This is a genomic window from Serratia sp. (in: enterobacteria) (assembly GCF_051654945.1).
Lineage (GTDB): Bacteria > Pseudomonadota > Gammaproteobacteria > Enterobacterales > Enterobacteriaceae > Chania.
The window spans coordinates 208,543-231,589 of record NZ_JBOFZA010000081.1; the positions used below are offsets into that span (position 1 = coordinate 208,543).

General features: G+C 54.3%; 21 protein-coding genes and 1 riboswitch. Of the genes, 9 read left to right on the top strand and 12 right to left on the bottom strand.

Features of this window, described 5'->3' with window-relative positions:
* Positions 1-147 precede the first annotated feature (147 nt).
* The 5 genes from mntP to manX all read right to left on the bottom strand — a co-directional run bounded on the left by mntP (position 148) and on the right by manX (position 4,328).
* On the bottom strand, positions 148-714 hold the full coding sequence (mntP, locus tag ACRDCA_RS17360) for a manganese efflux pump MntP (RefSeq protein WP_438690654.1): 567 nt from the start codon (positions 712-714) through the stop codon (positions 148-150).
* An 11-nt stretch (positions 715-725) separates the two neighbouring features.
* Positions 726-915, bottom strand: a riboswitch (yybP-ykoY riboswitch).
* A 217-nt stretch (positions 916-1,132) separates the two neighbouring features.
* A complete protein-coding gene (locus tag ACRDCA_RS17365) occupies positions 1,133-1,591 on the bottom strand; it encodes a DUF986 family protein (RefSeq protein WP_438690655.1) in 459 nt (152 codons plus the stop codon).
* A 55-nt stretch (positions 1,592-1,646) separates the two neighbouring features.
* Positions 1,647-2,489 carry a PTS mannose transporter subunit IID gene (locus ACRDCA_RS17370; RefSeq protein WP_438690656.1) on the bottom strand — a complete coding sequence of 281 codons (843 nt, stop codon included), beginning with the start codon at positions 2,487-2,489 and terminating at the stop codon, positions 1,647-1,649.
* Positions 2,490-2,504: 15 nt separating this feature from the next.
* A complete protein-coding gene (locus ACRDCA_RS17375) occupies positions 2,505-3,302 on the bottom strand; it encodes a PTS mannose/fructose/sorbose transporter subunit IIC (protein WP_438690657.1) in 798 nt (265 codons plus the stop codon).
* Positions 3,303-3,356: 54 nt separating this feature from the next.
* The gene (gene manX, locus ACRDCA_RS17380) at positions 3,357-4,328 is read right to left on the bottom strand and encodes a PTS mannose transporter subunit IIAB (RefSeq protein WP_438690658.1); all 972 of its coding nucleotides are present in this window, start codon (positions 4,326-4,328) and stop codon (positions 3,357-3,359) included.
* 586 nt (positions 4,329-4,914) lie between these two features.
* On the opposite strand from manX, the gene ACRDCA_RS17385 reads away from it, so the two are divergent.
* Positions 4,915-6,462, top strand: coding sequence for a TerC family protein (locus ACRDCA_RS17385; RefSeq protein ID WP_438690659.1), 1,548 nt, complete (start codon positions 4,915-4,917; stop codon positions 6,460-6,462).
* 277 nt (positions 6,463-6,739) lie between these two features.
* Here the strand turns inward: ACRDCA_RS17385 and ACRDCA_RS17390 are convergent, their stop codons facing one another.
* The 4 genes from ACRDCA_RS17390 to pabB form a co-directional block, all read right to left on the bottom strand.
* The gene (locus ACRDCA_RS17390; RefSeq protein ID WP_438690660.1) at positions 6,740-8,335 is read right to left on the bottom strand and encodes an EAL domain-containing protein; all 1,596 of its coding nucleotides are present in this window, start codon (positions 8,333-8,335) and stop codon (positions 6,740-6,742) included.
* Between the two features lie 271 nt (positions 8,336-8,606).
* Positions 8,607-9,971: an L-serine ammonia-lyase gene (gene sdaA / locus ACRDCA_RS17395; protein WP_438690661.1), complete on the bottom strand. Its 1,365-nt coding sequence runs from the start codon at positions 9,969-9,971 to the stop codon at positions 8,607-8,609.
* A gap of 372 nt (positions 9,972-10,343) precedes the next feature.
* Complete coding sequence (locus ACRDCA_RS17400; RefSeq protein ID WP_438690662.1) at positions 10,344-10,922, bottom strand: CoA pyrophosphatase; 579 nt, start codon at positions 10,920-10,922, stop codon at positions 10,344-10,346.
* Positions 10,919-12,292 (bottom strand): aminodeoxychorismate synthase component 1, encoded by a 1,374-nt coding sequence (pabB, locus tag ACRDCA_RS17405; RefSeq protein WP_438690663.1) that lies wholly within the window; start codon positions 12,290-12,292, stop codon positions 10,919-10,921. The genes ACRDCA_RS17400 and pabB overlap by 4 nt, the downstream gene beginning before the upstream one ends.
* A gap of 537 nt (positions 12,293-12,829) precedes the next feature.
* Between pabB and ACRDCA_RS17410 the strand changes: the two genes are divergently transcribed.
* Positions 12,830-13,852 (top strand): glycosyltransferase, encoded by a 1,023-nt coding sequence (locus ACRDCA_RS17410; RefSeq protein WP_438690664.1) that lies wholly within the window; start codon positions 12,830-12,832, stop codon positions 13,850-13,852.
* Positions 13,853-13,890: 38 nt separating this feature from the next.
* Positions 13,891-14,133 carry a YoaH family protein gene (locus tag ACRDCA_RS17415; RefSeq protein WP_438690665.1) on the top strand — a complete coding sequence of 81 codons (243 nt, stop codon included), beginning with the start codon at positions 13,891-13,893 and terminating at the stop codon, positions 14,131-14,133.
* Between the two features lie 37 nt (positions 14,134-14,170).
* Here ACRDCA_RS17415 and purT read toward each other — a convergent pair whose 3' ends face one another.
* Positions 14,171-15,349: a formate-dependent phosphoribosylglycinamide formyltransferase gene (gene purT / locus ACRDCA_RS17420; protein ID WP_438690666.1), complete on the bottom strand. Its 1,179-nt coding sequence runs from the start codon at positions 15,347-15,349 to the stop codon at positions 14,171-14,173.
* Positions 15,350-15,669: 320 nt separating this feature from the next.
* On the opposite strand from purT, the gene dbpA reads away from it, so the two are divergent.
* From dbpA to ACRDCA_RS17440, 4 genes are all read left to right on the top strand, one after another.
* The gene (gene dbpA, locus ACRDCA_RS17425) at positions 15,670-17,052 is read left to right on the top strand and encodes an ATP-dependent RNA helicase DbpA (protein WP_438690667.1); all 1,383 of its coding nucleotides are present in this window, start codon (positions 15,670-15,672) and stop codon (positions 17,050-17,052) included.
* Positions 17,053-17,137: 85 nt separating this feature from the next.
* Positions 17,138-17,458 carry a YebG family protein gene (locus ACRDCA_RS17430; RefSeq protein ID WP_438690668.1) on the top strand — a complete coding sequence of 107 codons (321 nt, stop codon included), beginning with the start codon at positions 17,138-17,140 and terminating at the stop codon, positions 17,456-17,458.
* A gap of 30 nt (positions 17,459-17,488) precedes the next feature.
* Positions 17,489-17,797 (top strand): N(4)-acetylcytidine aminohydrolase, encoded by a 309-nt coding sequence (yqfB, locus tag ACRDCA_RS17435; protein ID WP_025121904.1) that lies wholly within the window; start codon positions 17,489-17,491, stop codon positions 17,795-17,797.
* A gap of 193 nt (positions 17,798-17,990) precedes the next feature.
* Positions 17,991-20,024: a S9 family peptidase gene (locus ACRDCA_RS17440; RefSeq protein ID WP_438690669.1), complete on the top strand. Its 2,034-nt coding sequence runs from the start codon at positions 17,991-17,993 to the stop codon at positions 20,022-20,024.
* Between the two features lie 30 nt (positions 20,025-20,054).
* Here ACRDCA_RS17440 and exoX read toward each other — a convergent pair whose 3' ends face one another.
* Positions 20,055-20,723: an exodeoxyribonuclease X gene (gene exoX, locus ACRDCA_RS17445; protein WP_438690670.1), complete on the bottom strand. Its 669-nt coding sequence runs from the start codon at positions 20,721-20,723 to the stop codon at positions 20,055-20,057.
* Positions 20,724-21,145: 422 nt separating this feature from the next.
* Between exoX and ACRDCA_RS17450 the strand changes: the two genes are divergently transcribed.
* Together ACRDCA_RS17450 and pip are read left to right on the top strand one after the other, a co-directional pair.
* Positions 21,146-21,583 carry a TraR/DksA C4-type zinc finger protein gene (locus ACRDCA_RS17450; protein ID WP_438690671.1) on the top strand — a complete coding sequence of 146 codons (438 nt, stop codon included), beginning with the start codon at positions 21,146-21,148 and terminating at the stop codon, positions 21,581-21,583.
* A 111-nt stretch (positions 21,584-21,694) separates the two neighbouring features.
* Positions 21,695-22,654 (top strand): prolyl aminopeptidase, encoded by a 960-nt coding sequence (gene pip, locus ACRDCA_RS17455; protein WP_438690672.1) that lies wholly within the window; start codon positions 21,695-21,697, stop codon positions 22,652-22,654.
* Positions 22,655-22,698: 44 nt separating this feature from the next.
* On the opposite strand, the gene ACRDCA_RS17460 is transcribed toward pip, so the two are convergent.
* Complete coding sequence (locus tag ACRDCA_RS17460) at positions 22,699-22,929, bottom strand: DNA polymerase III subunit theta (RefSeq protein WP_438690673.1); 231 nt, start codon at positions 22,927-22,929, stop codon at positions 22,699-22,701.
* Positions 22,930-23,047: the final 118 nt, after the last annotated feature.

Consider the following 23,047-nt stretch of genomic DNA (forward strand, 5'->3'; position numbering starts at 1 on the left):
AAGGGCGAGGGAGCAGTGCGGAGTTGCTGTCAGGTTCGGTGTGGGTTTAGCGCATTAAAAGCTGAAACCTGGCGCGGGAATTAAGTAGTGGCACAATCGGTTCCCTCTCCTTGGGGAGAGGGTTAGGGTGAGGGGGGTAACACAGAACTATGCCAGATAGCCCAAGTGCTCCAGCAGGATATTAAAGCCAATCCCAATCAACACCACACCGCCAAGAATTTCTGCACGCTTGCCCAACAGCGGGCCGATATACCGGCCAACCATCATCCCCAGCGTCGCCATGATCATGGTTGCCATACCGATCGCCATCGCGGTATGCAGGATATTCACCTGCAGGAACGCCAGACCCACGCCGATCGCCATCGCATCCAGGCTGGTGGCAATGGCCGTCGCGACCAGCACCCAGAAGCCGTGACGAGTGACTTTTTCTGCTTCCGGTTTGTTTTTGGCCCCTTCAACGATCATCCGCGCGCCAAGAATAAACAGCAGGCTGAAGGCGACCCAGTGGTCCCATTCCATGATGTATTGGCTGGCAAACAGCCCGATCCCCCAGCCGATCAGCGGGGTAATGGCTTCAATGATGCCAAAGATCAGACCGGTACGGATAGCTTCGCGAAAACGCGGTTGATGCAGAGTGGCACCTTTGCCGATTGACGCAGCAAACGCGTCCATAGACATGCCAAAAGCCAGGATAAGAGTTGCGGAAAGGTTCATTGAAAGAGTCTCGGCCGGGTGGCTCCATATACACGCAACCCACCCCCAACCTTACGACGGAGTTACGTGCCTATGGTCTCGCCAACCTATCTACTTCTATCAGGCTGCCCGCACCACGTTTCGCTGACGAAACGAGTATGTTGATACGGGCGTTTCTGGTTATAACACCCCAGAAACCGGCTACTCCCCAATGACGGCGCAACCATACCATAATATTTTTGCTGCGGACAACGTTTAATTTCATCGAGATATTGGGTGAAATTGAGACTTATTTTCATTAACGCGTTGACTGAGGGTAATAATGGCGATAGTTGCATCAACGGTGTGGAAATAATAAGCGAAAACCACACCGGCCTTGCCGATTAATTATCCAATATATTAGTTTAAATTAATCAATAAACACTGATGTTTTTGTAACTCATTTATTCTCAAGGAAAAAATTATAGATTTTTTCCAGATCATCCAAGTGAGTAACCTGGATCAATAACCGGCGCTGTTCTAAATCAATAACCAGAAAACCGTCCTCGGATAAATTCATCGCTTTTATCCGCCGATAGTCAATAAACGCGTTGGCATAGAAGAAACCGGTGGCTTTAAACAACATCTTGGGCCAGCGAATATAGGAGATATACAAGGCCATCAAGGCTAAGGAAATTAACAGGTAGGTGGTTACCGGTGCTCCCTGGCTGGTGACGTTTTGGTAGATCAGGATAGCGACCAGGCCGACGAAAATCAGGCAGTCCACACGGTTACTGCGTTTTAACTGGACCTTTAACAGCGTTTTGCCTTTCAGCAGGTTCATGCCGAACTCGTCATACAGCGCATAAGCCAGCATCAGCACAATAAAAATCAGGATTACGCTATCGGTCAGCGACATCTCACCACTCCATAAATAAAAAAACCGGGGGTTGCCCCCCGGCTGTTAATTGCTATTACAGGCCTAACAGACCGATCCAGTAACCGAAGATACCGATGGCGAAGAAGCCGATAATGATCCACAACGCGTTGACTTTCTTGCGCAGCAGCCACATACAGCCGAAGGTCAGCAGCAGTGGCACCAGGCCAGGCATCAACTGGTCAAGGATGGTTTGCACCGTGGTGACGTGGGTTTGCCCGGTCTGGTCGGTGATTTTCGACACCACCAGCGGGATATTCACATGCGTCCACTTGTTGACCAAGGCCCCCATGACAAACAGGCCGAGGATGGACGCTCCTTCCGTCAGTTTTTGCAGGAAGCCGCCGCCCATATCGCTAACGATATCGACCCCTTTGCGATAACCGTAGGCAACGCCGTAGTAACGAACCAACAGGCGTACCAGGTTAAACAGCACGAAGAACAATAGCGGGCCAAGCAGGCTGCCACTCATGGCAATACCGGCCCCCAGTGCGGCAAATACCGGACGCACGGTACCCCAGAAGATTGGGTCACCCACGCCGGCCAATGGTCCCATCAGACCAACTTTGATGCCGTTGATGGCCGCATCGTCGATCGGTGCGCCGTTGGCTCGTTCTTCTTCCATCGCCATGGTCACGCCAAGGATTGGAGCTGCAACGAACGGTTGGGTATTGAAGAACTCAAGGTGGCGTTTAATCGCCTGCTTGCGCTCGTCGTTGTTGTCCGGGTACAGGCGACGGATCACCGGCACCATCGAGAAGCAAAAACCCAGCGCCTGCATACGTTCGAAGTTCCATGAACCCTGGAACAGGTTAGAGCGTATAAATACGCCACGAATATCGGCAGGTGTCAGTTTCTTTTGAGTCGTTGTATCAACCATTTCTTTCACCTATTCCTAGTCCAATTCGTTATCGAGGTCGTTGGCACCGGCAGGGGCCTGAACTACCTGAGACTTGTTGTATTTAGGGCTGAGCTGGATGTACAGCACCGCCATCACCACGCCGATCACGCCGAGTGCGACCAGGTTAAAGTTGGTGAAGGCAGCGGTAACGAAGCCCAGGTAGAAGAATGGCATCAGGTATCCGGCACGCATCATGTTGATGACCATTGCGTAACCGACAACCACGATCATGCCACCGGCGATGTTCAGGCCACCCGTCACGACTTCCGGAATGGAGTTAAGCATGGCATGGACGCCAGCGGTACCGACAGAGACCGCAACGATCAACGCAGGAATGGCGACACGCATGGCTTGCAGCAGCAGGGCAGAGATGTGGATCAGGGTAATGCCGTTCAGGCTGCCCCGTTCCGCCGCTTTGTCTGCCGCGTGCTGGAAGGCTACGGTGATGGTACGGACGATGATGGTCAGTACCTGACCTGCCGCTGCCAGCGGAATAGCCAGCGCAATACCGGCACCAATGTTTTGCCCACCGGCGATAACCAGAATGGTGGAAATGATAGACGCCAATGCGGCATCCGGTGCGACCGCCGCCCCGATGTTCATCCAACCCAAGGCAATCATTTCCAGCGTACCGCCGATGATGATACCGGTTTTGATGTCACCGAGAACCAGACCAATCAAGGTACAGGCGATTAGCGGGCGGTGGAACTGAAACTCATCCAGAATGGAACCCATCCCGGCGATACAGGCAACGATAAATATCAGTACAATCTGAAGAGTGGTGATCTCCATTGCACTTCTCCTATGACCAAAGAGCTCTGAGTAAAAAATTAACGACGCAGGCCATTAATTCAGTTTGTTAATCAGGTCCATCATTTTTAGCTGACTGTCGGAAGAGACCTTACGGACTTCAAGTTCGATCCCGCGTTCGTTTAACTTCTTGAACGCTGCGATGTCTTGTTCATCGACGGATACGGCGTTATTGACCTGGGTTTTACCCTGGCGGAACGCCATACCACCGATATTCACCGATTTGATATCGACGCCACCTTCCACCAGACGCACCACGTCGGTTGGGTTGGTGAACAGCAACATCACGCGATCGCCAGCGTATTTCGGGTTGTTCCAGACGCGGATCGCTTTGGCGACATCCACCACGTGGGCGGTAACACCTGGAGGGGCAACCTGAGTCAACAGGGTTCTGCGGACGTGATCGGCGGCCACTTCATCACTGACGACGATGATGCGGCTGACATTGGTCTCCTTGGTCCAGCGGGTGGCAACCTGGCCGTGGATCAGGCGGTCGTCGATACGAGCCAGGCCGATTTTCATGTGGTCATTGGGGCCGAGAGGCGCCTGTGGTGCAGCGGCTTTGGCGGTGGACACACTCTGTGGAGCGACGGGCTTAACACTCTCTTCCACCGGTTTTTTCAGCGCTTTTACGCCTTCACGGCCGGTTTCCAACGCCAGCGCGACCAGTTCGTCGAAGCTTGGGTTGTCATCACGGGCCATGAACGTTTCCACCAGCATGGGAATGTTAACCCCGGTGATAACCTCATAGTGTGGTTTATCTACTGCGATACGGCTGGCCGCATTAAACGGACTACCGCCCCAGGTATCTACCAGAAACAGGACGCCATCGCTGGTATCGAGCTCGCTGATTTTCCCATTGTATTTCTCAATTAACGTTTCAGCATTTTCACCGGGAACGAAATCTATGTAGGCGACGTTGGCTTGCTCACCCAATAGCATTTCTGCTGTTTTCAGCAGTTGTTCCGCTGCAGTCCCGTGTGTGCCGATGATAATAGCTATTGCCACTCGCTACCTCCTCGTTGAACTTAAGGCACGGATTGTGTCTTTATCCTTCACCATCCTGGCAGTCACTTCCGCGGTTCAGATTCGTTGGTTCAAATACATTATGGTAGAAAAAAAGAAACTCACACTTAACATTTATCACGCAGTTTCAAAAACCTGTGGCCGTTAATTCCCGTTAACGCTATTTATTTTAGTGCGTGAAAAAATAAATTTTGTGACGCTGCTCCGCTATTGGTGGATCGGTTAAGCCGAATGATTAGTTTGCGGGATTAAACAGCAACGAGGTGACAGAATGAGGATGAAAGTGAACAAAGCCACTTTTCCACTGAAAAATTTCCTGTTAGAGTGCATTCTTCTTTCATTACCAAGGAGTGAAGGGCCTCAGCCCTCCCTATGGACTGTCACCGAAGTTACTGTTTTACAAGGTTTCACCCGCCACCTGTTGGCACTGCAACGCTCGTTCGGCCTATTGGCCGCTTCCCGGTACTGCAATCCCGTTTTCTTCCTGTTATCGCTAACGCCACCTCTGCGTTTGCTTCCCCACGTCTGAGCACCGCTCAACCAACCTGTCTTTGTTCCGGAGTCTGATATGGAATTATTAATGGACCCCTCGATTTGGGCCGGGTTATTGACCCTGGTAGTGCTGGAAATCGTGTTGGGTATCGATAACCTGGTATTTATCGCCATCCTGGCTGACAAACTGCCACCCAAGCAGCGCGATAAAGCGCGCATTATCGGTCTTTCATTAGCTTTGCTGATGCGCCTTGGGTTGTTGTCGGTGATTTCGTGGATGGTGACGCTGACCAAACCGCTGTTCAGCATCGGGGAATTCGCTTTCTCAGGCCGCGATCTGATCCTGCTGTTTGGTGGGGTGTTCCTGTTGTTCAAAGCCACTATGGAATTGCATGAACGGCTGGAAGGAAGTTCCCACCAGGAAGGAGCCAACCGTGGCTACGCCAAATTCTGGGCGGTAGTGGTGCAGATTGTTATCCTGGATGCGGTGTTCTCGCTTGACGCGGTGATCACGGCTGTCGGGATGGTCAACGACCTGCCGATCATGATGGCAGCGGTAGTGATTGCGATGGCGGTGATGTTGCTGGCCTCGAAACCTTTAACCAACTTCGTGAACGCCCATCCGACCATCGTGGTGCTCTGTTTGAGCTTCCTGCTGATGATCGGCCTGAGCCTGATTGCCGAAGGTCTTGGTGTACATATACCGAAAGGCTATCTGTATGCGGCGATTGGTTTCTCGATCCTGATCGAGATGTTCAACCAGATTGCGCGGCGCAACTATATCAAACACGAATCCCGTCGCCCGATGCGTGAGCGCACGGCTGAAGCGATTATGCGCCTGATGGGGCAACAGCGTACCCAGCAGCAAGTGGAAGAGGACGACCTGCGTAAAGTGAAAGAAACCTTTGCGCAGGAAGAACGCTATATGATCAGCGGCGTGCTGACGTTGGCTTCCCGTACCTTGCGCAGCGTGATGACGCCGCGCACCGAGATTTCGTGGGTAGACTGCGAACGCTCCCGTGATGAGGTGCGCGAACAGCTGCTGGATACCCCGCATAGCCTGTTCCCGGTCTGCCGCTATGAGCTGGACGAGTTTATCGGCGTAGTGCGTGCCAAGGATCTGCTGGTCGCGTTGGATCAGGGCGTGGACATCGCCGAGTTTGCTGCGCGGACTCCTCCTATCGTGGTGCCGGAAACCATGGACGTGATCAAGCTGCTGGCGGTATTGCGCCGGGCCAAGGGCCGCCTGGTCATGGTGACCAACGAGTTTGGTGTGGTGCAGGGCCTGGTTACGCCGTTAGACGTGCTGGAAGCGATTGCCGGTGAGTTCCCGGACGAAGATGAAACGCCGGATATTATCGAAGATGGCGACCGCTGGCTGGTGAAAGGCGGGGCGGACCTGCACTCGTTGGAGCAGGCATTGGACTGTGACGATCTGGTTAGCCCCACCGAGGATTATGCCTCGCTGGCGGGCTTCCTGCTCTCTCACTCCGGCCAGATGCCAACGGTGGGGGACGTGGTCGAACTTCACGACCTGCGCTTCGAAATCCTTGAGATCTCGGATTATCGCATCGAGCTGGTGAGTATCACCAAGGTGAAACCACTGCACGAACAAGGTGAGTAACTGATCGACCCCTCACCCTAACCCTCTCCCACAGGGAGAGGGGACCGATCGAGTTCATTGGTATTTCTGGGTAATACCTTTACTCCCTACTTCCCGAAGTTGCACGGGCTAACAAAGCTCTCCGGCCAACTCCCTCTCCCACAGGGGGAGGGGACCGATCGAGTTCATTGATATTTCTGGGTAATACCTTTACTCCCTACTTCCCGAAGTTGCACGGGCTAACAAAGCCCTCCGGCCAGCTCCCTCGCCCTTTGGGAGAGGGTTGGGGTGAGGGGCATCACGGCTTTTTATCTGCTGGTGGCTGCTGATGCAGCACGCGTTGACGAGTTTCGTACTGCTGTAGCCACAAAGGAAACACGTTGATCGGCATCGGTTTGGCGAAATAATACCCCTGCAAGGCATTGACCTCCCGCGAACGCAAATACTCAGCCTGTTCCGCCGTTTCTACCCCTTCGGCCACCAATTTAAGCTTCAGACGCTGTGCCAGCGTAATGATCGTGTCGGTTACGGTAGCATTGACCGCGTCGGTGCCGATGGCGGCGGTAAAGCCACGGTCGATCTTCAACACGTCCGGGCTGAGTTTTTTCAGGTAACTGAGTGAACTGTGGCCGGTACCAAAATCGTCTATCGCCAGCATGATCCCCATCTCTTTGAGGGTCTTAATCTGCTCATATTGAATTTCCGACAGGGCGGTGCGTTCGGTGAGCTCCAGCATCAGTGAGGGCATTGGATGGGCGGGCAGCCAGATCCGGCGGATGTCATCAATGATGCTGACGGTATTGAAATGCTCTGCCGCGACGTTGATGCTGATATAGAACGAGGGGCGAGGCGGAAACAGGTTGAGGTTTTCTACCACCGTGGTCATCAGATAACGCGTCAGAGGAATGATCAGGGCGTGCTGTTCGGCCAGCGGGATAAACACGTCCGGTGAAATCCAGCCTTGCCGTTTGTTCTTCCAGCGCATCAGGGTTTCGACCCCGACACAGCGGCCGTTATCGCTATTGATAATCGGCTGGCAATAGACCCGAAATTCGCGATGGGTAATGGCGTGGCCAATATGATAAGACAGACTCATGCGGTTGGCGGTGATCAGATAGACCACGTAGGCCGCCAGCATGCTCAGCATTAGCGCCAGAGGGATATGGCGAGGTAATGCGGCCAGCGCCAAAGTGCGCGCATCGGGGCCAAACAGCGAAATGGAGAAGGGATACTTGGCGGACTTGGCGGTGTATTGCAGGCCTTCGGCCTTGGGATCGCTGAGGGTAATTTCCCGCTGGCCATACTCAAGGCTGTTGGCACCCACGTTCAGCGCTACCCGATGAGCATAGGGTTCTTGCGGTTCAAGCAGAAAATTGGCCAGCAGATCGATATTGAAAACGTGCAGGACGCCGCTGTCCTTCTTGTTAGGCAATGGCGTCCAGAGCACCAGCGTAGGCGTTCCTTTTGCCACCGTGAGCGAGGGGCGCAGCGCTAACTGCATGTCACCGTTGGTCATGGTGGGAAAAAGGATGCCAAACACATAGTGGCGTTGACCAAACAGGCTGGAGCAGTAAATCGTGCCGTCCTGAACCAGCAGTAACGAGCGCAGCGCCTGATTTTGCGCGGCGCGGAAGCGTAACGTCGGCATCACCGAATCACAAGGCTGCCCGACCAGCGACATGGTACGCACCGCCTGTTGTTGTGCGGGAAGCAGCAATTCGTTGAGTTTGGTGATCACCCGGCTGGTCAAAATCCGTTGGTTCTGTTCGGTATTGCGCACTTCCTGATAATAGCGGGTATACAGGGAAATCAACAAAATAGCCAACCCAACCGCGCCAGCGAGGAGCCAACGGTAATAGCGGTATTTCGATGCGGCAAGTTGGGTCATCAACATCCGGTAAGTCCTTGTTCAGTCAATCAGCCTGAGCCACTTCCAGGCACAAACTCATTCATTCAATGCATGGCTAATTCTAGCCTGTTCGGATGGAAAATTGATGGCAACTCAACAAATTATTTCACTTGGCGCGATCGACGGGGGGATTTGGGGGATTAATAGGCTGAAGGGGGAGGTGGTCAGTTGGATATTAAAACGGGTGCGCGCATGGCGGCACCCGTACGGTCGTGCATGTTCACCCCGCCAATGACGGCGCGGGGGACAGGCTTAATCAGTCACACTGCACCTTGATCGCCAGACCACCACGAGAGGTCTCGCGATACTTGGCGTTCATATCTTTACCGGTTTCGTACATGGTTTCGATCACCTTATCCAACGACACGCGCGGCTCGCTGGTGCGCCGCAGTGCCATGCGCGCCGAGTTGATCGCTTTCACCGAGGCAATGGCGTTACGCTCGATGCAAGGAACCTGCACCTGACCAGCAACGGGATCGCAGGTCAAGCCCAGGTTATGTTCCATGCCGATTTCAGCGGCGATGCAAACCTGCTCAGGGCTGCCACCAAGCAGCTCGGCCAGGCCCGCAGCGGCCATCGAACAGGCCACGCCCACTTCGCCCTGGCAGCCCACTTCGGCACCGGAAATCGAGGCGTTCATTTTATACAGCGTACCAATCGCGCCGGATGCCATAAAGTAGCGCACATAGGTTTCCGGGCTGACGGACTCGATGAAATGATCGTAGTAAGCCAATACCGCAGGGACGATCCCACAGGCTCCGTTGGTTGGAGCGGTCACTACACGGCCACCGGCGGCATTCTCTTCGTTTACCGCCAGCGCAAACATGTTGACCCAGTCGATCACGTTCATTGGATCGCTGGACAGTTTGTCTGAGGAAACCAGCAAGCGGCGCAACGCGGAGGCGCGGCGTGGAACCCGCAGCGGGCCAGGCAGCACGCCTTCGGTGTTCAAACCGCGATCGATACAGGCGCGCATGGTTTGCCATATGTTGCCAAAGTAGGTCTCAATCTCCTGCTTGCTGTGCAATGCCAGCTCGTTTTGCATGATCATCCCAGAGAGGGAAAGACCGGTGGCGTTGCAGTGGGCCAGCATTTCGCTTGCGGAGTTGAACGGGTAGGGAACCGAGATTTCGTTAGTTTCGGCTTTGCCGAAATGCTCTTCGTCAACGATAAATCCGCCACCGATGGAGTAATAGGTCTTGCTGTAGATCTGCTGGTCGCCAGCGAAGGCATGGATCTGCATGGCGTTTTCGTGCAGCGGCATATTGTCGCTACGGAATACCATGCCGCCGTCGCGGGGGAAATCGACTTCGTGCAGGCCGTTGGCCAACATCAGGCGTTGACGTTGTTCGACATCGCGAATAAAGCCCGGGATGCCATCGATATCGACGGTATCGGGCATATTGCCCGCCAGGCCGAGAATGATGGCGATATCGGTATGGTGACCTTTACCGGTCAATGAGAGTGAGCCGTAAACATCGACGGCAACACGCGTGACGGAAGACATTTTGCCTTCGTTTACCAGATCGTCGACAAACTGTTTGCCGGCTTTCATCGGTCCAACCGTATGAGAGCTGGACGGGCCGATACCGATCTTAAACATGTCGAAAACGCTAATCACGCTAAAACTCCTTAAAGAGGCATATTGTTATGGCTGCAACGGTTAAAAACCGCGCAGGGCACTGCGATAGTGTAAAAGGCCCGTACGGGTTTTGCGGCCCTTTTCGCATGAAATTATATAATCCGTGGTGTGACTTTTATTGCCTGACAACGCTGCCGGAGTAATCCTTATTTTATTAGTGGTTTATTCCGGTTGCAGCTATTTTACAGGTATTTCGTAAGGTTGAAGAGAGAGTTTACAGTTTTTTTAAAACATCGATAGCAGCAACGGTAGTTGATAAATCAGGCGGTGGGGGTGATAGCGATCGCTTTACACTCAAAACGTCAGGTAATCCCGGCAATAACGTGATGTGTGTCACTAAAATGGCTGGATTCAGATGCTCACTTGCTGTGCCAGACGGCGAATAATGGCCGCCGTCAGCCCCCAGACGAACTGCCTCTGATACCAGGAAAGATAAACCCGATGTGCGTGGCCACCACGGTGAATATCCAGCGGATAATAGCGTGACAGCCGGAGCGCTTCGTGTAGCGGTATTTCGAACACCTCGGCAACCTCGCCTTCGTTGGCATGAAATTCTACATCTGCCGGGATCAGGCCAACTACCGGCGTCACTTGAAAACCGGTGCTGCTGTCGAGCGGGGCCAACTGACCGAGGATGTGCACCCGTTGCGGTGGGATCGCCACCTCTTCCTGTGCTTCACGCAGTGCAGTAATGATAGGTGAGCCATCTTCAGCATCGGTTTTACCGCCGGGGAAGGCCACTTGGCCCGCATGTTTACGCAGCGAGTCGGCACGGCGGGTGAGCAGCAGGGTCGGTTCTGGCCGGCAAACGATCGGGATCAGCACGGCGGCAGGGCGCGAGTTCAGGGAGATGCGCTTCGCCTGCGGCAGTTGCAGCTGAAAGCGGCTGATAAAATCGGCCAATGAGGGCGGGTAATCTTGATAATTCACGAAACGGTAAACTCCCCCAGCTGTGGCAAGATGCGGCCAACCTTGTCAAAGGTTTCCTGATATTCCGCCTGTTCCTGGCTATCGGCAACGATGCCGCCGCCTGCGGAACAGGTAATGCGCCCGTTTTCGGCAATCAGGGTGCGGATGGTGATATTGGTATCCATGGTACCGCAGACGCTGAGGTAGCCAATGCTGCCACAATAGGCGTTACGGCGATGGGGTTCCAGCTCTTCGATGATTTCCATCGCGCGCACTTTGGGGGCACCGGTAATCGAGCCGCCGGGAAAACAGGCGCGTAACAGTTCGGTGGCTGAGCGACTTGCGGGCAGGATCGCGGTGATGGTACTCACCAGATGATGCACTGCCGGGAATGGCTCAACCACGAACAGCTCCGGCACCTTGACGCTGCCCGGTTCCGCCACCCGGCCAATGTCATTGCGCAGCAGATCGACAATCATCAGGTTTTCGGCGCGATCTTTCGGTGAATTGGCCAGCTTCTGGGCCTGTTCGGCATCCTGCGTCGCATCGCCAAGGCGTGGCAACGTCCCCTTGATGGGCCGGGTCTGGATCTGCCGATCGGCCAACCACAGGAACCGTTCCGGTGAAACGCTCAACACGGCGTTTTCCGGCAGACGCAGGAACGCGGAGAACGGCGCGCGGTTGCTGGCGCTTAACTGCTGGAATGCCTGCCATTCATCCCCTTGATAAGGGGCGGCAAAACGCTGAGCCAAATTGATCTGATAGCAATCGCCACTGCGCAGATAGTTCTGGATACGCCGGAATTTCTCGCCGTATTGTTGGCGCGTCATATTGGCCTGCCAGTTACCGGTCAGGGTAAAGGGAGGCTGCGGCACCACAGGTTGTTGGTTCAGCCACTGCCAGCGCTGTTCCACATCTCCGTAGCTGAGCAGGATTAGCCGCTGTAGCTGATGATCGGCGATCAGTGCCCAGTCATAAATGCCCACTGCCATGTCCGGCAGCGTGGTGTCGGCCTGTGCCAGTTGCGGCAACGTTTCGATACGTCGGCCCAAATCATAGCCAAATAGCCCCAGCGCTCCCCCTTGAAAGGGAAGAACGCCGTTCAGTGGGGGATGCAGGTTGAGGGCATCGAGCTGTTGCTGCAATAGCAGAAACGGATCTTCCGCTGAATGGTGGCGAGCGTCGCCTTGCTGGATCTCTGTGTTGTTACCGCGAGTGGTCAGCGTGGTGCGCGGTTCGGCTACCAGAATGTCAAACCGGTTATGCGGGTGATCGGCAAATCCTGAGTGCAGCAACATGGCCCAAGGCTGTTGTGCCAACGGGGCGAACAGCGCCAATACGGCTTCGCGCGTATAGGGCAACGACTTAAGGTTTGGGGTGGTGACACTCATGGAATTTAATCAACCTGACTCACGGAAACAGCGGTGTTGGCAGCCATTCTGCCACATTACGCTGCGACGTGCTGCTTACAGAATAGCCTGGTGAAAAGTATACCCGTCGTCTTTCAAGCTGCAGCGTTGTTACCTGCACGGCTACTCGGCCCATCCGTGGGCCTCACCCCTTCGGGGCCGCTGTGTACAGCGTTCAAATCTGTTCCCGACAGATTTGTCCCACCCCAGTCACTTACCCAAAAGTAAGCTCCTGGGGATGGGTAAGCTTGTCGCCTAGCCTGTGCTGTACAAGGATGTACAAATGCCGCGAGCGCATGGATGCGCAAGAGCGGCCAACTTGAAATCCATAGGGTATAAACGAAGGCTAAACGGAGCATTTTTTGCAACTTCTGCAATAAGTTTAAATGTTAAAAACAGCGTTATATATTCGCCGGATTTATTTTCAGGACGGATATTTCAATAAGTAAAATAATAAATACAAACGTAAATTATTTCACCCGGTTATCGTTAAATTTACACGACCCTGTGAGGGCGATAATGTCATTACAATTAAGCGTCATTGTTCCTTTGCATAACGTTGGGGAGCTGTTTATTCCCTTTCTGGAATCTTTGTTGGCGCAACAGCAGCAACAACTGGAGGTGATCATCGTCAACGATGGTTCCACCGACGGCTCAGGAGAGATTGCCCACCGCTATGCTGCGCAACACGCACATATCTCGGTCATTGATCAGCCTAACTCTGGCGTATCCAATGCTCGCAATGCCGGGTTGGCCGTGGCTCGTGGTAAGTACGTCGCGTTTCCCGATGCCGATGATTTAGTGGATCCAAAAATGTATTCAACGCTGCTGGCATTAGCCGAAGAATACCAATTGGACGTGATGCAATGTAACGGCGAACGCTATTTTGCCAGTAATGGTGAGTTGCAACCGATTATTCCTGGTGGACGACTAAAAGATACCTCAGTTATTTCTGGTGCGCAGTGGCTGGAAACAGCGTTGAAATCGAGGCGCTTTATTCACGTGGTCTGGCTAGCCGTGTATCGCCTGGACTTTATCAAACAGCATCAGCTCTATTTCGAACCGGGCCTGCACCATCAGGATATTCCGTGGACCACCGAGGTGATGTTCAATGCCCAACGGGTTAAATACCTGAGCAAGCCGCTCTATCGCCAGCGGGTACACGATCGTTCGATCAGCAACCGTCGGCGTACCGGGCAGGCGAACGTCGAGTATCAGCGCCACTATATGAAGATCGTCGAGATGCTGACGGCGCTGAACCAGCGCTACAGCAGCAAGATACCGATTTGTGCGGCCTTTCACTGGCAAATCGCGCGCGAGGCGCTAGGCATTTGCCACAGTATCCGGCGTGAGCCCGAACCGCAGGCGCAACAGCAGATCACCGAAGATTTCTTCCGGCGTGACATCCATCGGATAATGCTCGCCAATATGCGCGGCATCAAGCAGACATGGCATGTGATGCTGTGGTTGCATCGTTTAAAACAGTGGCACCGCGACAAGACTTCCCCCCTGCAGACTAGCTGTAGGGATCCACGGCGTTAGGGCGTATAATCCACGCCTATTTTACCGGGGAGAAAGACATGCTTGCAGGTATGCCGTCACTGAGTCACCAAGAACAGCAGGAAGCTGCTGAACGTATCCATCTGCTGATGAGTCAGGGCATGAGCAGCGGAGAAGCCATCGCGATTGTGGCGCAGGAAATCCGCGAAAAACATCAGGGCGACCAGGTTAGCGTGATGTTCGACGATGAAGAAGAACAACCGCAGCAGGAAGAACCGACCGAGTATCTGGACGAAGATAGCGAACACGACGAAAACTACTGACTTTGGCGGGGTTCGGCATCCCGAACCCCCAATGGTTTTACCCTTGCACGATAACCGCAGCGGCGGCCTGTTTGGCCAGCTCTACCGCTTGCTCCACCTCTGGCGCCACGGCCAGTGCCACGCCCATCCGGCGTTTACCCGCAATGTTCGGTTTACCGAATAACCGCACCTGATTGTAACCGCGTAGTGCCGTATCCATCCCGCTGAAGCAGACATTGTCACTGCTCAGTTCCGGCAGGATCACCGCAGAGGCGGCAGGCCCGAATTGGCGTATCGCGTTAATCGGCAACCCAAGGAAAGCCCGTACGTGCAGCGCAAACTCCGACAGATCCTGCGAAATCAGCGTGACCATGCCGGTGTCGTGCGGGCGTGGGGAAACCTCGCTGAAAATCACCTCATCACCGCAGACGAACAGCTCTACGCCAAACAGGCCAAACCCACCCAGCGCGTTAACCACCTTTGCCGCGATCCCCTGAGCACGGCTTAATGCCAGTTCGGACATCTGTTGCGGCTGCCAGGATTCACGGTAATCCCCATCCTCCTGACGGTGGCCAATAGGCTCACAGAAATGCACGCCATCGACGGCGTTGATGGTCAGCAGGGTGATTTCGAAATCAAACTTGACCAGCCCTTCCACAATCACCCGGCCTCCGCCAGCGCGGCCACCAAGCTGTGCATATTCCCAGGCGGCGCTCAGTTGCTGCTCTTCACGGATCAGACTTTGTCCCTTGCCGGATGAACTCATCACCGGCTTGACGATGCACGGGTAACCAATCTCGGCCACCGCCTGGCGGAAGCTCTGTTCGTTATCGGCAAAACGGTAACTGGAGGTTGGCAGTTCCAGCTTTTCAGCGGCCAGGCGGCGAATGCCTTCGCGGTTCATGGTCAGACGCGTGGCTTCGGCGCAGGGGACGACGTGGTGGCCCTGTTGCTCTAATTCAACCAGCATGCTGGTGGCGATCGCTTCGATTTCCGGCACGATAAAATCCGGGCGTTCCTGTTCGATCAACGCTTTTAGCGCGGTGCCATCCAGCATATTGATGACATGGCTGCGGTGCGCAACGTGCATGGCAGGGGCGTCGGCGTAACGATCGACGGCAATCACTTCCAAGCCTAAGCGTTGGCATTCAATGGCCACTTCTTTGCCTAATTCGCCTGAACCTAACAGCATAACGCGGGTGGCGGAGGGACGCAGGGCGGTTCCAATAGTTAACATAGTCTGATACCTGGATCTGAATGAATTAACGGGTCTGCACTGAGCGCGCAGTATATACGAAAACGATTGCGTAGACAGCCGGGTGGAATTATTTAACTTGCTACAGACTGTCTCTACATCTCACCACAGCGCCGAACTAGCTCCCTCTCCCTGTGGGAGAGGGTTGGGGTGAGGGGAGATTACCGATCTGCATTAAGTTTTGGTCGCTTTTTTTAACGCCAAAATCCGGAAACCCCGCTAACTCTGTTATCATCTGCGCCTGATCCGGTGCCTGCCAACCGCAGCGCCGCCTTTCCACTTGCTATATAAGAGTTATCGCCGTGAGCACAGTTTCTTTTTCTTCCCTGCCGCTGCCAGCTGAACAGTTGGCCAACCTCAACGAACTGGGGTATGCCGAAATGACGCCGGTACAGGCCGCAGCGCTGCCCGCCATCCTCAAAGGGCAGGACGTACGTGCCAAAGCGAAAACCGGTAGCGGTAAGACGGCGGCATTTGGTATCGGGCTGCTGGATAAAATCAACGTGGCTAAAGTGGCCACCCAGGCACTGATTCTGTGCCCGACGCGTGAGCTGGCCGATCAGGTGAGCAAAGAACTGCGTCGCCTGGCCCGCTTTACCCAGAACATTAAAATATTGACCCTGTGCGGTGGCCAACCTGTGGGGCCGCAACTCGATTCTCTGGTACACGCGCCGCACATTGTGGTGGGCACGCCGGGCCGTGTGCAGGAACATCTGCGCAAGAAAACCCTGGTGCTGGACGAGATGACCGTGCTGGTGCTGGATGAGGCCGACCGCATGTTGGACATGGGCTTTGCCGATGATATCGATGATGTGATCAGCTATACGCCGCCACAGCGCCAAACCTTGCTGTTTTCTGCGACCTATCCTGCGGGCATTGAGCGCATTAGCGCCCGTGTGCAACGTGAACCACTGAATGTGGAAGTGGAAGATGGCGATGAGCAGGCTTCTATCGAGCAGCGCTTCTATGAAACGACCCGCGATCAACGCCCTGCGGTGCTGGTGAGTGCTATCCGCCATTATCAGCCGGCATCCTGCGTGGTGTTCTGTAACACCAAGCGTGATTGCCAGAGCGTGTATGAAGCGCTGGAAGCCCGTGACATCAGCTGCATGGCCTTGCATGGCGATCTGGAGCAGCGTGACCGTGACCAGGTACTAGTCCGTTTCGCCAACCGTAGCTGCCGGGTACTGGTTGCCACCGATGTGGCCGCTCGTGGCCTGGATATCAAAGAGTTGGAGCTGGTGGTCAACTACGAGCTGTCGTTTGACCCTGAGGTTCACGTCCACCGCATTGGCCGTACTGGCCGTGCCGGTCTGAGCGGATTGGCAATCAGCCTGTGTACGCCGCAGGAAATGGTGCGTGTGCATGCTCTCGAAGAATACTTGTCGATACGCGCAAAATGGTCACCGGTGTCCGAGCTGAGCGGGGCGTCTAACGCGCCGTTGGAAGCGGAAATGGTTACCTTGTGTATCGACGGTGGTCGCAAGGCTAAAATCCGCCCTGGCGATATTCTTGGCGCATTGACCGGTGATGCTGGGCTAACGGCGGCAGAAGTCGGTAAGATCGACATGTTCCCGGTGCATGCCTATGTGGCTATCCGCAAGGCCAGCGCGCGTAAAGCGCTGCAACAGCTTCAGCAGGGCAAGATCAAAGGCAAGAACTGCAAAGTTCGGCTGTTGAAATAATAAACGGCAGGGCGCTTGCGGTATGGCCCAAAATCACTCCATACTGTATATAAATACAGTATCATAACCTTTGAGGAAGATGCTCATGGCTGTTGAAGTGAAATATGTAGTAGTGAGAAACGGTGAGGAAAAAATGACTTTCGCAAATAAGAAAGAAGCCGATGCCTACGACAAAATGTTGGATCTGGCCGATAGCCTCGGTGAGTGGTTGCAGCAAGCGCCTGTCACGCTGGAAGAAGAACAACGTGAAGGGTTGAGCTTCTTCCTGGCGGAACATAAAGACGTGTTGGCGCAGATCCTGCGTGGCGGTGCTCCACAAGAAGCCGCCAAAAAACCAGCCAAAGCCAAGAAACCTGCCGCAGCCCCGGAAGAGGGTGCTGCGCCAGAAGAGCAGCAGGCCGCTTAAGCAGTGGTACCACAACATCAAGGATCCAGCATGTCCCGTGAGATAACCTTCTTCAGCCGCTTTGAGCAAGATATTCTGGCCGGGCGTAAAACCATCACCATTCGGGATGCCAGCGAAGCTGACTTCCAACCGAATGAGGTGCTGCGCGTCAGCCGTAACGAAGACGGCGTATTTTTCTGTTATATCGAGGTGAAGTCGGTCACGCCGGTACGCCTGGATGAGTTGACGGATGAACATGCGCAGCAGGAGAATATGACGCTCAGCGAACTGAAGCAGGTGATCCAGGATATCTACCCGGGCCTGAACGAGCTGTTTGTTATTGCATTCACCAAACGTTAATTGTTACCCAGCCTTTCCTGTCGAAACGTGACACCAATGTAAGTTTGTAGCACGTTCTATCCCCTCTCCCTTTGGGAGAGGGCTAGGGTGAGGGGAAATCTGTCATCCCATCTGAAAATATCGTCTCGCGGCTTGTTAAGCCTGTGAAGATCGTGTCACTCTTGCCTCATCTATGTAAGCGGATGATTTAGCAATGATGACACCTCCGAAGGCAGAAAAACGTCCTTTCCCAATTACCATCCATGGCGATACGCGTGTGGATGATTATTACTGGCTGCGCGATGACGAACGCACCGACCCTCAGGTCCTGGACTATTTGCGGGCCGAAAATGCCTATACCGACGCACAGCTAAAACCGCAGCAGGCGCTGCGCGAAACCCTGTATCAGGAGATGGTCGATCGTATTCCCCAGCAGGAACACTCCGTGCCTTATATCCGGCGTGGTTTCCGCTATCAAACCCGTTACGAGCCGGGTAATGAATATGCGTTGTATGTGCGCCAACCGGCAGCGGCTAGCGAGCAATGGGACACTCTGCTGGATGGTAACCAGCGTGCGGAAGGGCATGAGTTCTACACCCTTGGCGGGTTGGACGTCAGCCCGGATAATCAGCGCCTGGCCGTGGCGGAGGATTTCCTGTCGCGCCGCCAATACGATATCCGCTTCAAGGATCTGCGCAACGATGGTTGGAGCAGCGAGGTATTAGAAAACACCTCTGGCAACTTTGAGTGGGCGAATGATTCAGCCACCGTCTACTACGTGCGTAAACACGCCAAGACGTTGCTGCCGTACCAGGTCTACCGTCACGTGGTGGGCAGCGATCCGCAGCAGGACGAACTGATCTACGAGGAGGCGGATGACACTTTCTACGTCAGCCTGGAAAAAACCACCTCCGAACGCTTTATCCTGATCCATCTCAGCAGCACCACCACCTCGGAAATCCTGTTGCTGGATGCCGATAGTGCGGACAGCAAGCCGCAGATGTTTGTGCCGCGCCGCAAAGATCATGAATACGCCATCGATCACTACCGTGAACATTTCTACATTCGCTCCAACAGAAACGGCAAGAACTTTGGCCTGTATCAGAGCGAGCAGGCCGACGAAAGCCAATGGCAGGAACTGATTGCCCCACGCAGCGATGTCATGCTCGAAGGGTTCAGCCTGTTCCGTGACTGGCTGGTGGTGGAGGAACGCATTGCCGGGCTGACCCAGTTGCGCCAAATCCATTGGCAGAGCGGAGAAGATAAACGCATCGCGTTCGACGATCCGACCTATGTCACCTGGCTGGCCTATAATCCGGATCCGGAAACCGAACTGCTGCGTTACGGCTACTCTTCCATGACGACGCCAACCACGCTGTATGAACTGAATCTGGACACCGGTGAGCGGGAACTGCTCAAACAGCAGGAAGTGAAAAACTTCACGGCGGAAGATTATCGTAGCGAGCGGGTGTGGGTGAAAGCCCGTGACGGCGTCGAGGTGCCGGTGTCTCTGGTTTACCGTGCCGACCGCTTTGCGCCTGGGGCGAATCCGCTGATGGTCTATGCCTACGGCTCCTATGGCAGCAGCATGGATCCGGCATTCAGTGCCAGCCGCCTCAGCCTGCTGGATCGCGGTTTTGTCTTCGCGCTGGCGCATATTCGCGGCGGTGCCGAACTGGGCCAACTCTGGTACGAAGACGGCAAGCTGTTCAACAAGCAAAACACCTTTAACGACTTTATCGACGTCACTAGGACGCTGGTAGAGCAGGGTTATGGCGATGCTAAACGAGTGTTTGCCATGGGGGGCAGCGCTGGTGGCTTGCTGATGGGCGCGGTCGTCAACCAGGCTCCTGAGCTGTTCAATGGCGTAGTGGCCCAGGTGCCGTTTGTGGACGTGGTCACCACCATGCTCGACGAGTCCATCCCGCTAACCACCGGTGAATACGACGAGTGGGGCAACCCAAACGACAAGGCGTATTACGATTATATCTTGCAGTACAGCCCTTACGACCAGGTGAAGGCGCAGGATTATCCGCATATGCTGGTCACTACCGGGCTGCATGATTCGCAGGTGCAATATTGGGAACCCGCCAAGTGGGTGGCGAAGCTGCGCGAACTGAAAACCGACGATCGCCAACTGCTGCTGTATACCGATATGGATGCTGGCCACGGCGGCAAGTCGGGGCGCTTTAAGGCTTACGAAGATATTGCGCTGGAATATGCCTTTATTTTGGCGTTAGCTGAGTAATCAACCACGGGCAGGAGACTGCCCGTTTGCTTAACCTATCAGGTAATACTTCAGCGTGTGCTTCATGTCCGGGCTGAGATCGTTGATGGATTTCAGCATCCAACGCAGGTAGCCGGGATCGTCCAGCGCCACCTGCTCAATGGATTGCCCACGGTATTTACCGAACTTGAACTTTTTCAACAATACCGGCTGCTCGGTGATTGCCAGCATCTGTTCGGGCGTCCAGCCGGAGTCCTGCACAATGCGTTGCAGTAGAGCAGCAGTGACATAGCAGTCGTACAACGCGCGATGTGGATAAAGCGTGGTGTCCTGCGGCAGTTGTACATCCAGGTTCAGCGCATAGCGCAGGTATTGATTACCATATTTAATGTCTGGATACAGCGTACGTGCCAGCTTGACGGTACAAATCCAGGCGCCGTTCATTTCCGGCAGCATGGCCCGATCAAAGGCGGCGTTATGCGCGACATAGTATTGGCTGCCCTGGTAGCGGCCAATCGCGACCGCAATTCGCGGCTTGCCTTCAACCATCTGCTCGGTGATATGGTGAATGGCCATGGCGTCAATGCCGATCGGCCGGTCCGGGCTGACCAGATCGCTCATCGGATTGGTGATGCGCCCGTCGATAAGGTCAACGGAAGCGACTTCCACCACGCCGCCATCCAGCCCGCAGGTTTCGGTATCGATTACACGTAATAGCATGATGTCCTCGGTAAAAGTCTCTTGTCCTAGCTTAACGAGGTGAGGGGCTGATGCCAACCTGCCTTTTCGCAGACAACAAAAAACCCGCATTGGCGGGTTTAACTACGGTCAGAAGCTGATTTACTCACCAGATGAAGACGTCTGTCCTTTTTTGGAACGTTTCTCCGCTTTTTTCTCTGCTGGGGTTTTCAACGGCTTCTTCTTCGCATTTTTCTTGCTGTCCATTCCCTTACTCATGATGGCCTCTTGGTTACCTATGGTTGGGTGGCTTGCCGAACCATTAACCTCCTAACGGCTGACATAAGCAAGCAGCAAAGGGTATGGAAACGTCAACACCTTGTTTAACCAATGATTATTTATTATTAAGCTTTCATAGGTTAAAAATGTTATAATGTAACAAACCTATGTACACGGAGTGCACCATGCCAGTCTTGACATTATTGAGCCAGCAACAACTGCTGGCAATGCCAGAATCTGATTACATGAATGCAGAGCAGCGGGCGTTTTTCCGCCAGCGCTTATTGGACGAGCAACAAAAACTCTGGCAGCACATCGAGGTGCTGAAACGCGATATCGACAGCGGTGACATCAGTGGTGACGAAGCGGATAAAGCCGCGCGCGAAGAGGATTTGCGCCTGCTGTTCCGTCAACTGGACCGTGAAACCCGTCTGCTGCCAAAAATGGCCGCCGCCCTGGTACGTCTGGAAACCGGTGATTTCGGCTATTGCCTGGAAACGGGTGAGCCTATCGGCCTGCCACGCTTGCTATTACGCCCTACGGCAGAGCTGAGTATTGAAGCCAAAACCGCGCAAGAAATGCGCGAACCCCATATGCGCAAAAGCAAGTCGACTTCATTTTGAGCAAACGCACGTTAACTTGTTGGTATAGGCGGAGGTTTTAGCGTTTTGACGTTGACCTGATGAGCGGCTTCGGCTTTGATGAAGGTATCACTCACAGAGAGACGTCGCGCCATGGAACAATTACGAGGTTTGTACCCACCCATCGCAGCCTATGATAGCGGTTGGTTGGATACTGGAGATGGGCACCGGATCTACTGGGAGCTGAGCGGCAATCCAAACGGTAAGCCTGCGGTGTTTATTCATGGCGGGCCTGGCGGTGGTTGCGCACCTTATCACCGCCAGCTGTTCGATCCGCAGCGCTATAAGGTGTTGCTGTTCGACCAGCGGGGCTGTGGCCGTTCCAAACCGCATGCCAGCCTGGACAATAACACCACCTGGCATTTGGTTGCCGATATTGAAAGATTGCGTGTGCTGGCCGGGGTGGAAAAGTGGCTGGTGTTTGGTGGTTCCTGGGGTTCCACGCTGGCGCTGGCCTATGCACAGACGCACCCGCAATGCGTCAGTGAGTTAGTGCTGCGTGGCATCTTCACGCTGCGTAAGCAGGAACTGAGCTGGTACTATCAAGACGGCGCTTCTCGCTTCTTCCCGGATAAATGGGAGCGGGTGCTGTCTATCCTCTCGGAAGAAGAACGCAAGGACGTCATTGCCGCCTACCGTCAACGCCTGACGTCACCGGATCTGCAAGTCCAGCTTGAGGCTGCCAAACTGTGGAGCGTGTGGGAAGGGGAAACGGTGACGCTGCTGCCAAGCGATGCGGCCGCCTCCTTTGGTGAAGATGACTTCGCGCTGGCCTTTGCCCGGATCGAAAACCACTATTTTACCCATCAAGGCTTTCTCGACAGCGACGACCAACTGCTGACCAATGTTCCGCGGATCCGCCATATTCCTGGAGTGATCGTGCATGGGCGCTACGACATGGCCTGTCAGGTACAAAACGCCTGGGATCTGGCCAAGGCGTGGCCAGAAGCGCAACTGCATATTGTGGAAGGGGCAGGGCACTCAACGGACGAGCCGGGCATTTTGCACCAGTTGATGCTGGCTACCGACCGTTTCGCCGGTAAGTCATCATAGTCTCGTAACACGTTTTATCCCCTCACCCTTTGGGTGAGGGGGCATTACTTCATTTTTGGCTCATACGGCAGGCGAGAGAATTTGTGTGATTCGGCACGGTAGTGCATCACCCGCTCGCGGAAGTAATCCTGTAAATGCCTTGGCTGATCGCGCTCCACCACTTCTGGGATCACCGGCATGTTGTAGCGTTCCTTGAATGCCACACCAGACGCGGCCAGATCAACGTTCACCTTGTCCATTTCGTTTTTGGAAAGCTCTGCCAGATTGTAACCCATGCTCTTCTCCTCTAGTGTGCAACAGCAAATCAGGGCAGAAGGTAATCTACTGCGTCGCGCTTGGCAAGCCTCAAACCGAAGTCATTATATCTAGCAGGGTTATATAATAGCCGAGTTC

Excerpts from the sequence above, each read along its gene's own strand:
- ACRDCA_RS17440 (WP_438690669.1), top strand. The coding sequence starts at position 17,991 with ATGATGACACCTCCGAAGGCAGAAAAACGTCCTTTCCCAATTACCATC.
- yqfB (WP_025121904.1), top strand. The coding sequence starts at position 17,489 with ATGTCCCGTGAGATAACCTTCTTCAGCCGCTTTGAGCAAGATATTCTG.
- mntP (WP_438690654.1), bottom strand. The coding sequence starts at position 714 with ATGAACCTTTCCGCAACTCTTATCCTGGCTTTTGGCATGTCTATGGAC.
- ACRDCA_RS17430 (WP_438690668.1), top strand. The coding sequence starts at position 17,138 with ATGGCTGTTGAAGTGAAATATGTAGTAGTGAGAAACGGTGAGGAAAAA.
- ACRDCA_RS17365 (WP_438690655.1), bottom strand. The coding sequence starts at position 1,591 with ATGTCGCTGACCGATAGCGTAATCCTGATTTTTATTGTGCTGATGCTG.
- ACRDCA_RS17450 (WP_438690671.1), top strand. The coding sequence starts at position 21,146 with ATGCCAGTCTTGACATTATTGAGCCAGCAACAACTGCTGGCAATGCCA.
- exoX (WP_438690670.1), bottom strand. The coding sequence starts at position 20,723 with ATGCTATTACGTGTAATCGATACCGAAACCTGCGGGCTGGATGGCGGC.
- pip (WP_438690672.1), top strand. The coding sequence starts at position 21,695 with ATGGAACAATTACGAGGTTTGTACCCACCCATCGCAGCCTATGATAGC.
- ACRDCA_RS17390 (WP_438690660.1), bottom strand. The coding sequence starts at position 8,335 with ATGTTGATGACCCAACTTGCCGCATCGAAATACCGCTATTACCGTTGG.
- purT (WP_438690666.1), bottom strand. The coding sequence starts at position 15,349 with ATGTTAACTATTGGAACCGCCCTGCGTCCCTCCGCCACCCGCGTTATG.
- ACRDCA_RS17370 (WP_438690656.1), bottom strand. The coding sequence starts at position 2,489 with ATGGTTGATACAACGACTCAAAAGAAACTGACACCTGCCGATATTCGT.
- pabB (WP_438690663.1), bottom strand. The coding sequence starts at position 12,292 with ATGAGTGTCACCACCCCAAACCTTAAGTCGTTGCCCTATACGCGCGAA.
- ACRDCA_RS17385 (WP_438690659.1), top strand. The coding sequence starts at position 4,915 with ATGGAATTATTAATGGACCCCTCGATTTGGGCCGGGTTATTGACCCTG.
- ACRDCA_RS17375 (WP_438690657.1), bottom strand. The coding sequence starts at position 3,302 with ATGGAGATCACCACTCTTCAGATTGTACTGATATTTATCGTTGCCTGT.
- ACRDCA_RS17460 (WP_438690673.1), bottom strand. The coding sequence starts at position 22,929 with ATGGGTTACAATCTGGCAGAGCTTTCCAAAAACGAAATGGACAAGGTG.
- ACRDCA_RS17415 (WP_438690665.1), top strand. The coding sequence starts at position 13,891 with ATGCTTGCAGGTATGCCGTCACTGAGTCACCAAGAACAGCAGGAAGCT.
- ACRDCA_RS17410 (WP_438690664.1), top strand. The coding sequence starts at position 12,830 with ATGTCATTACAATTAAGCGTCATTGTTCCTTTGCATAACGTTGGGGAG.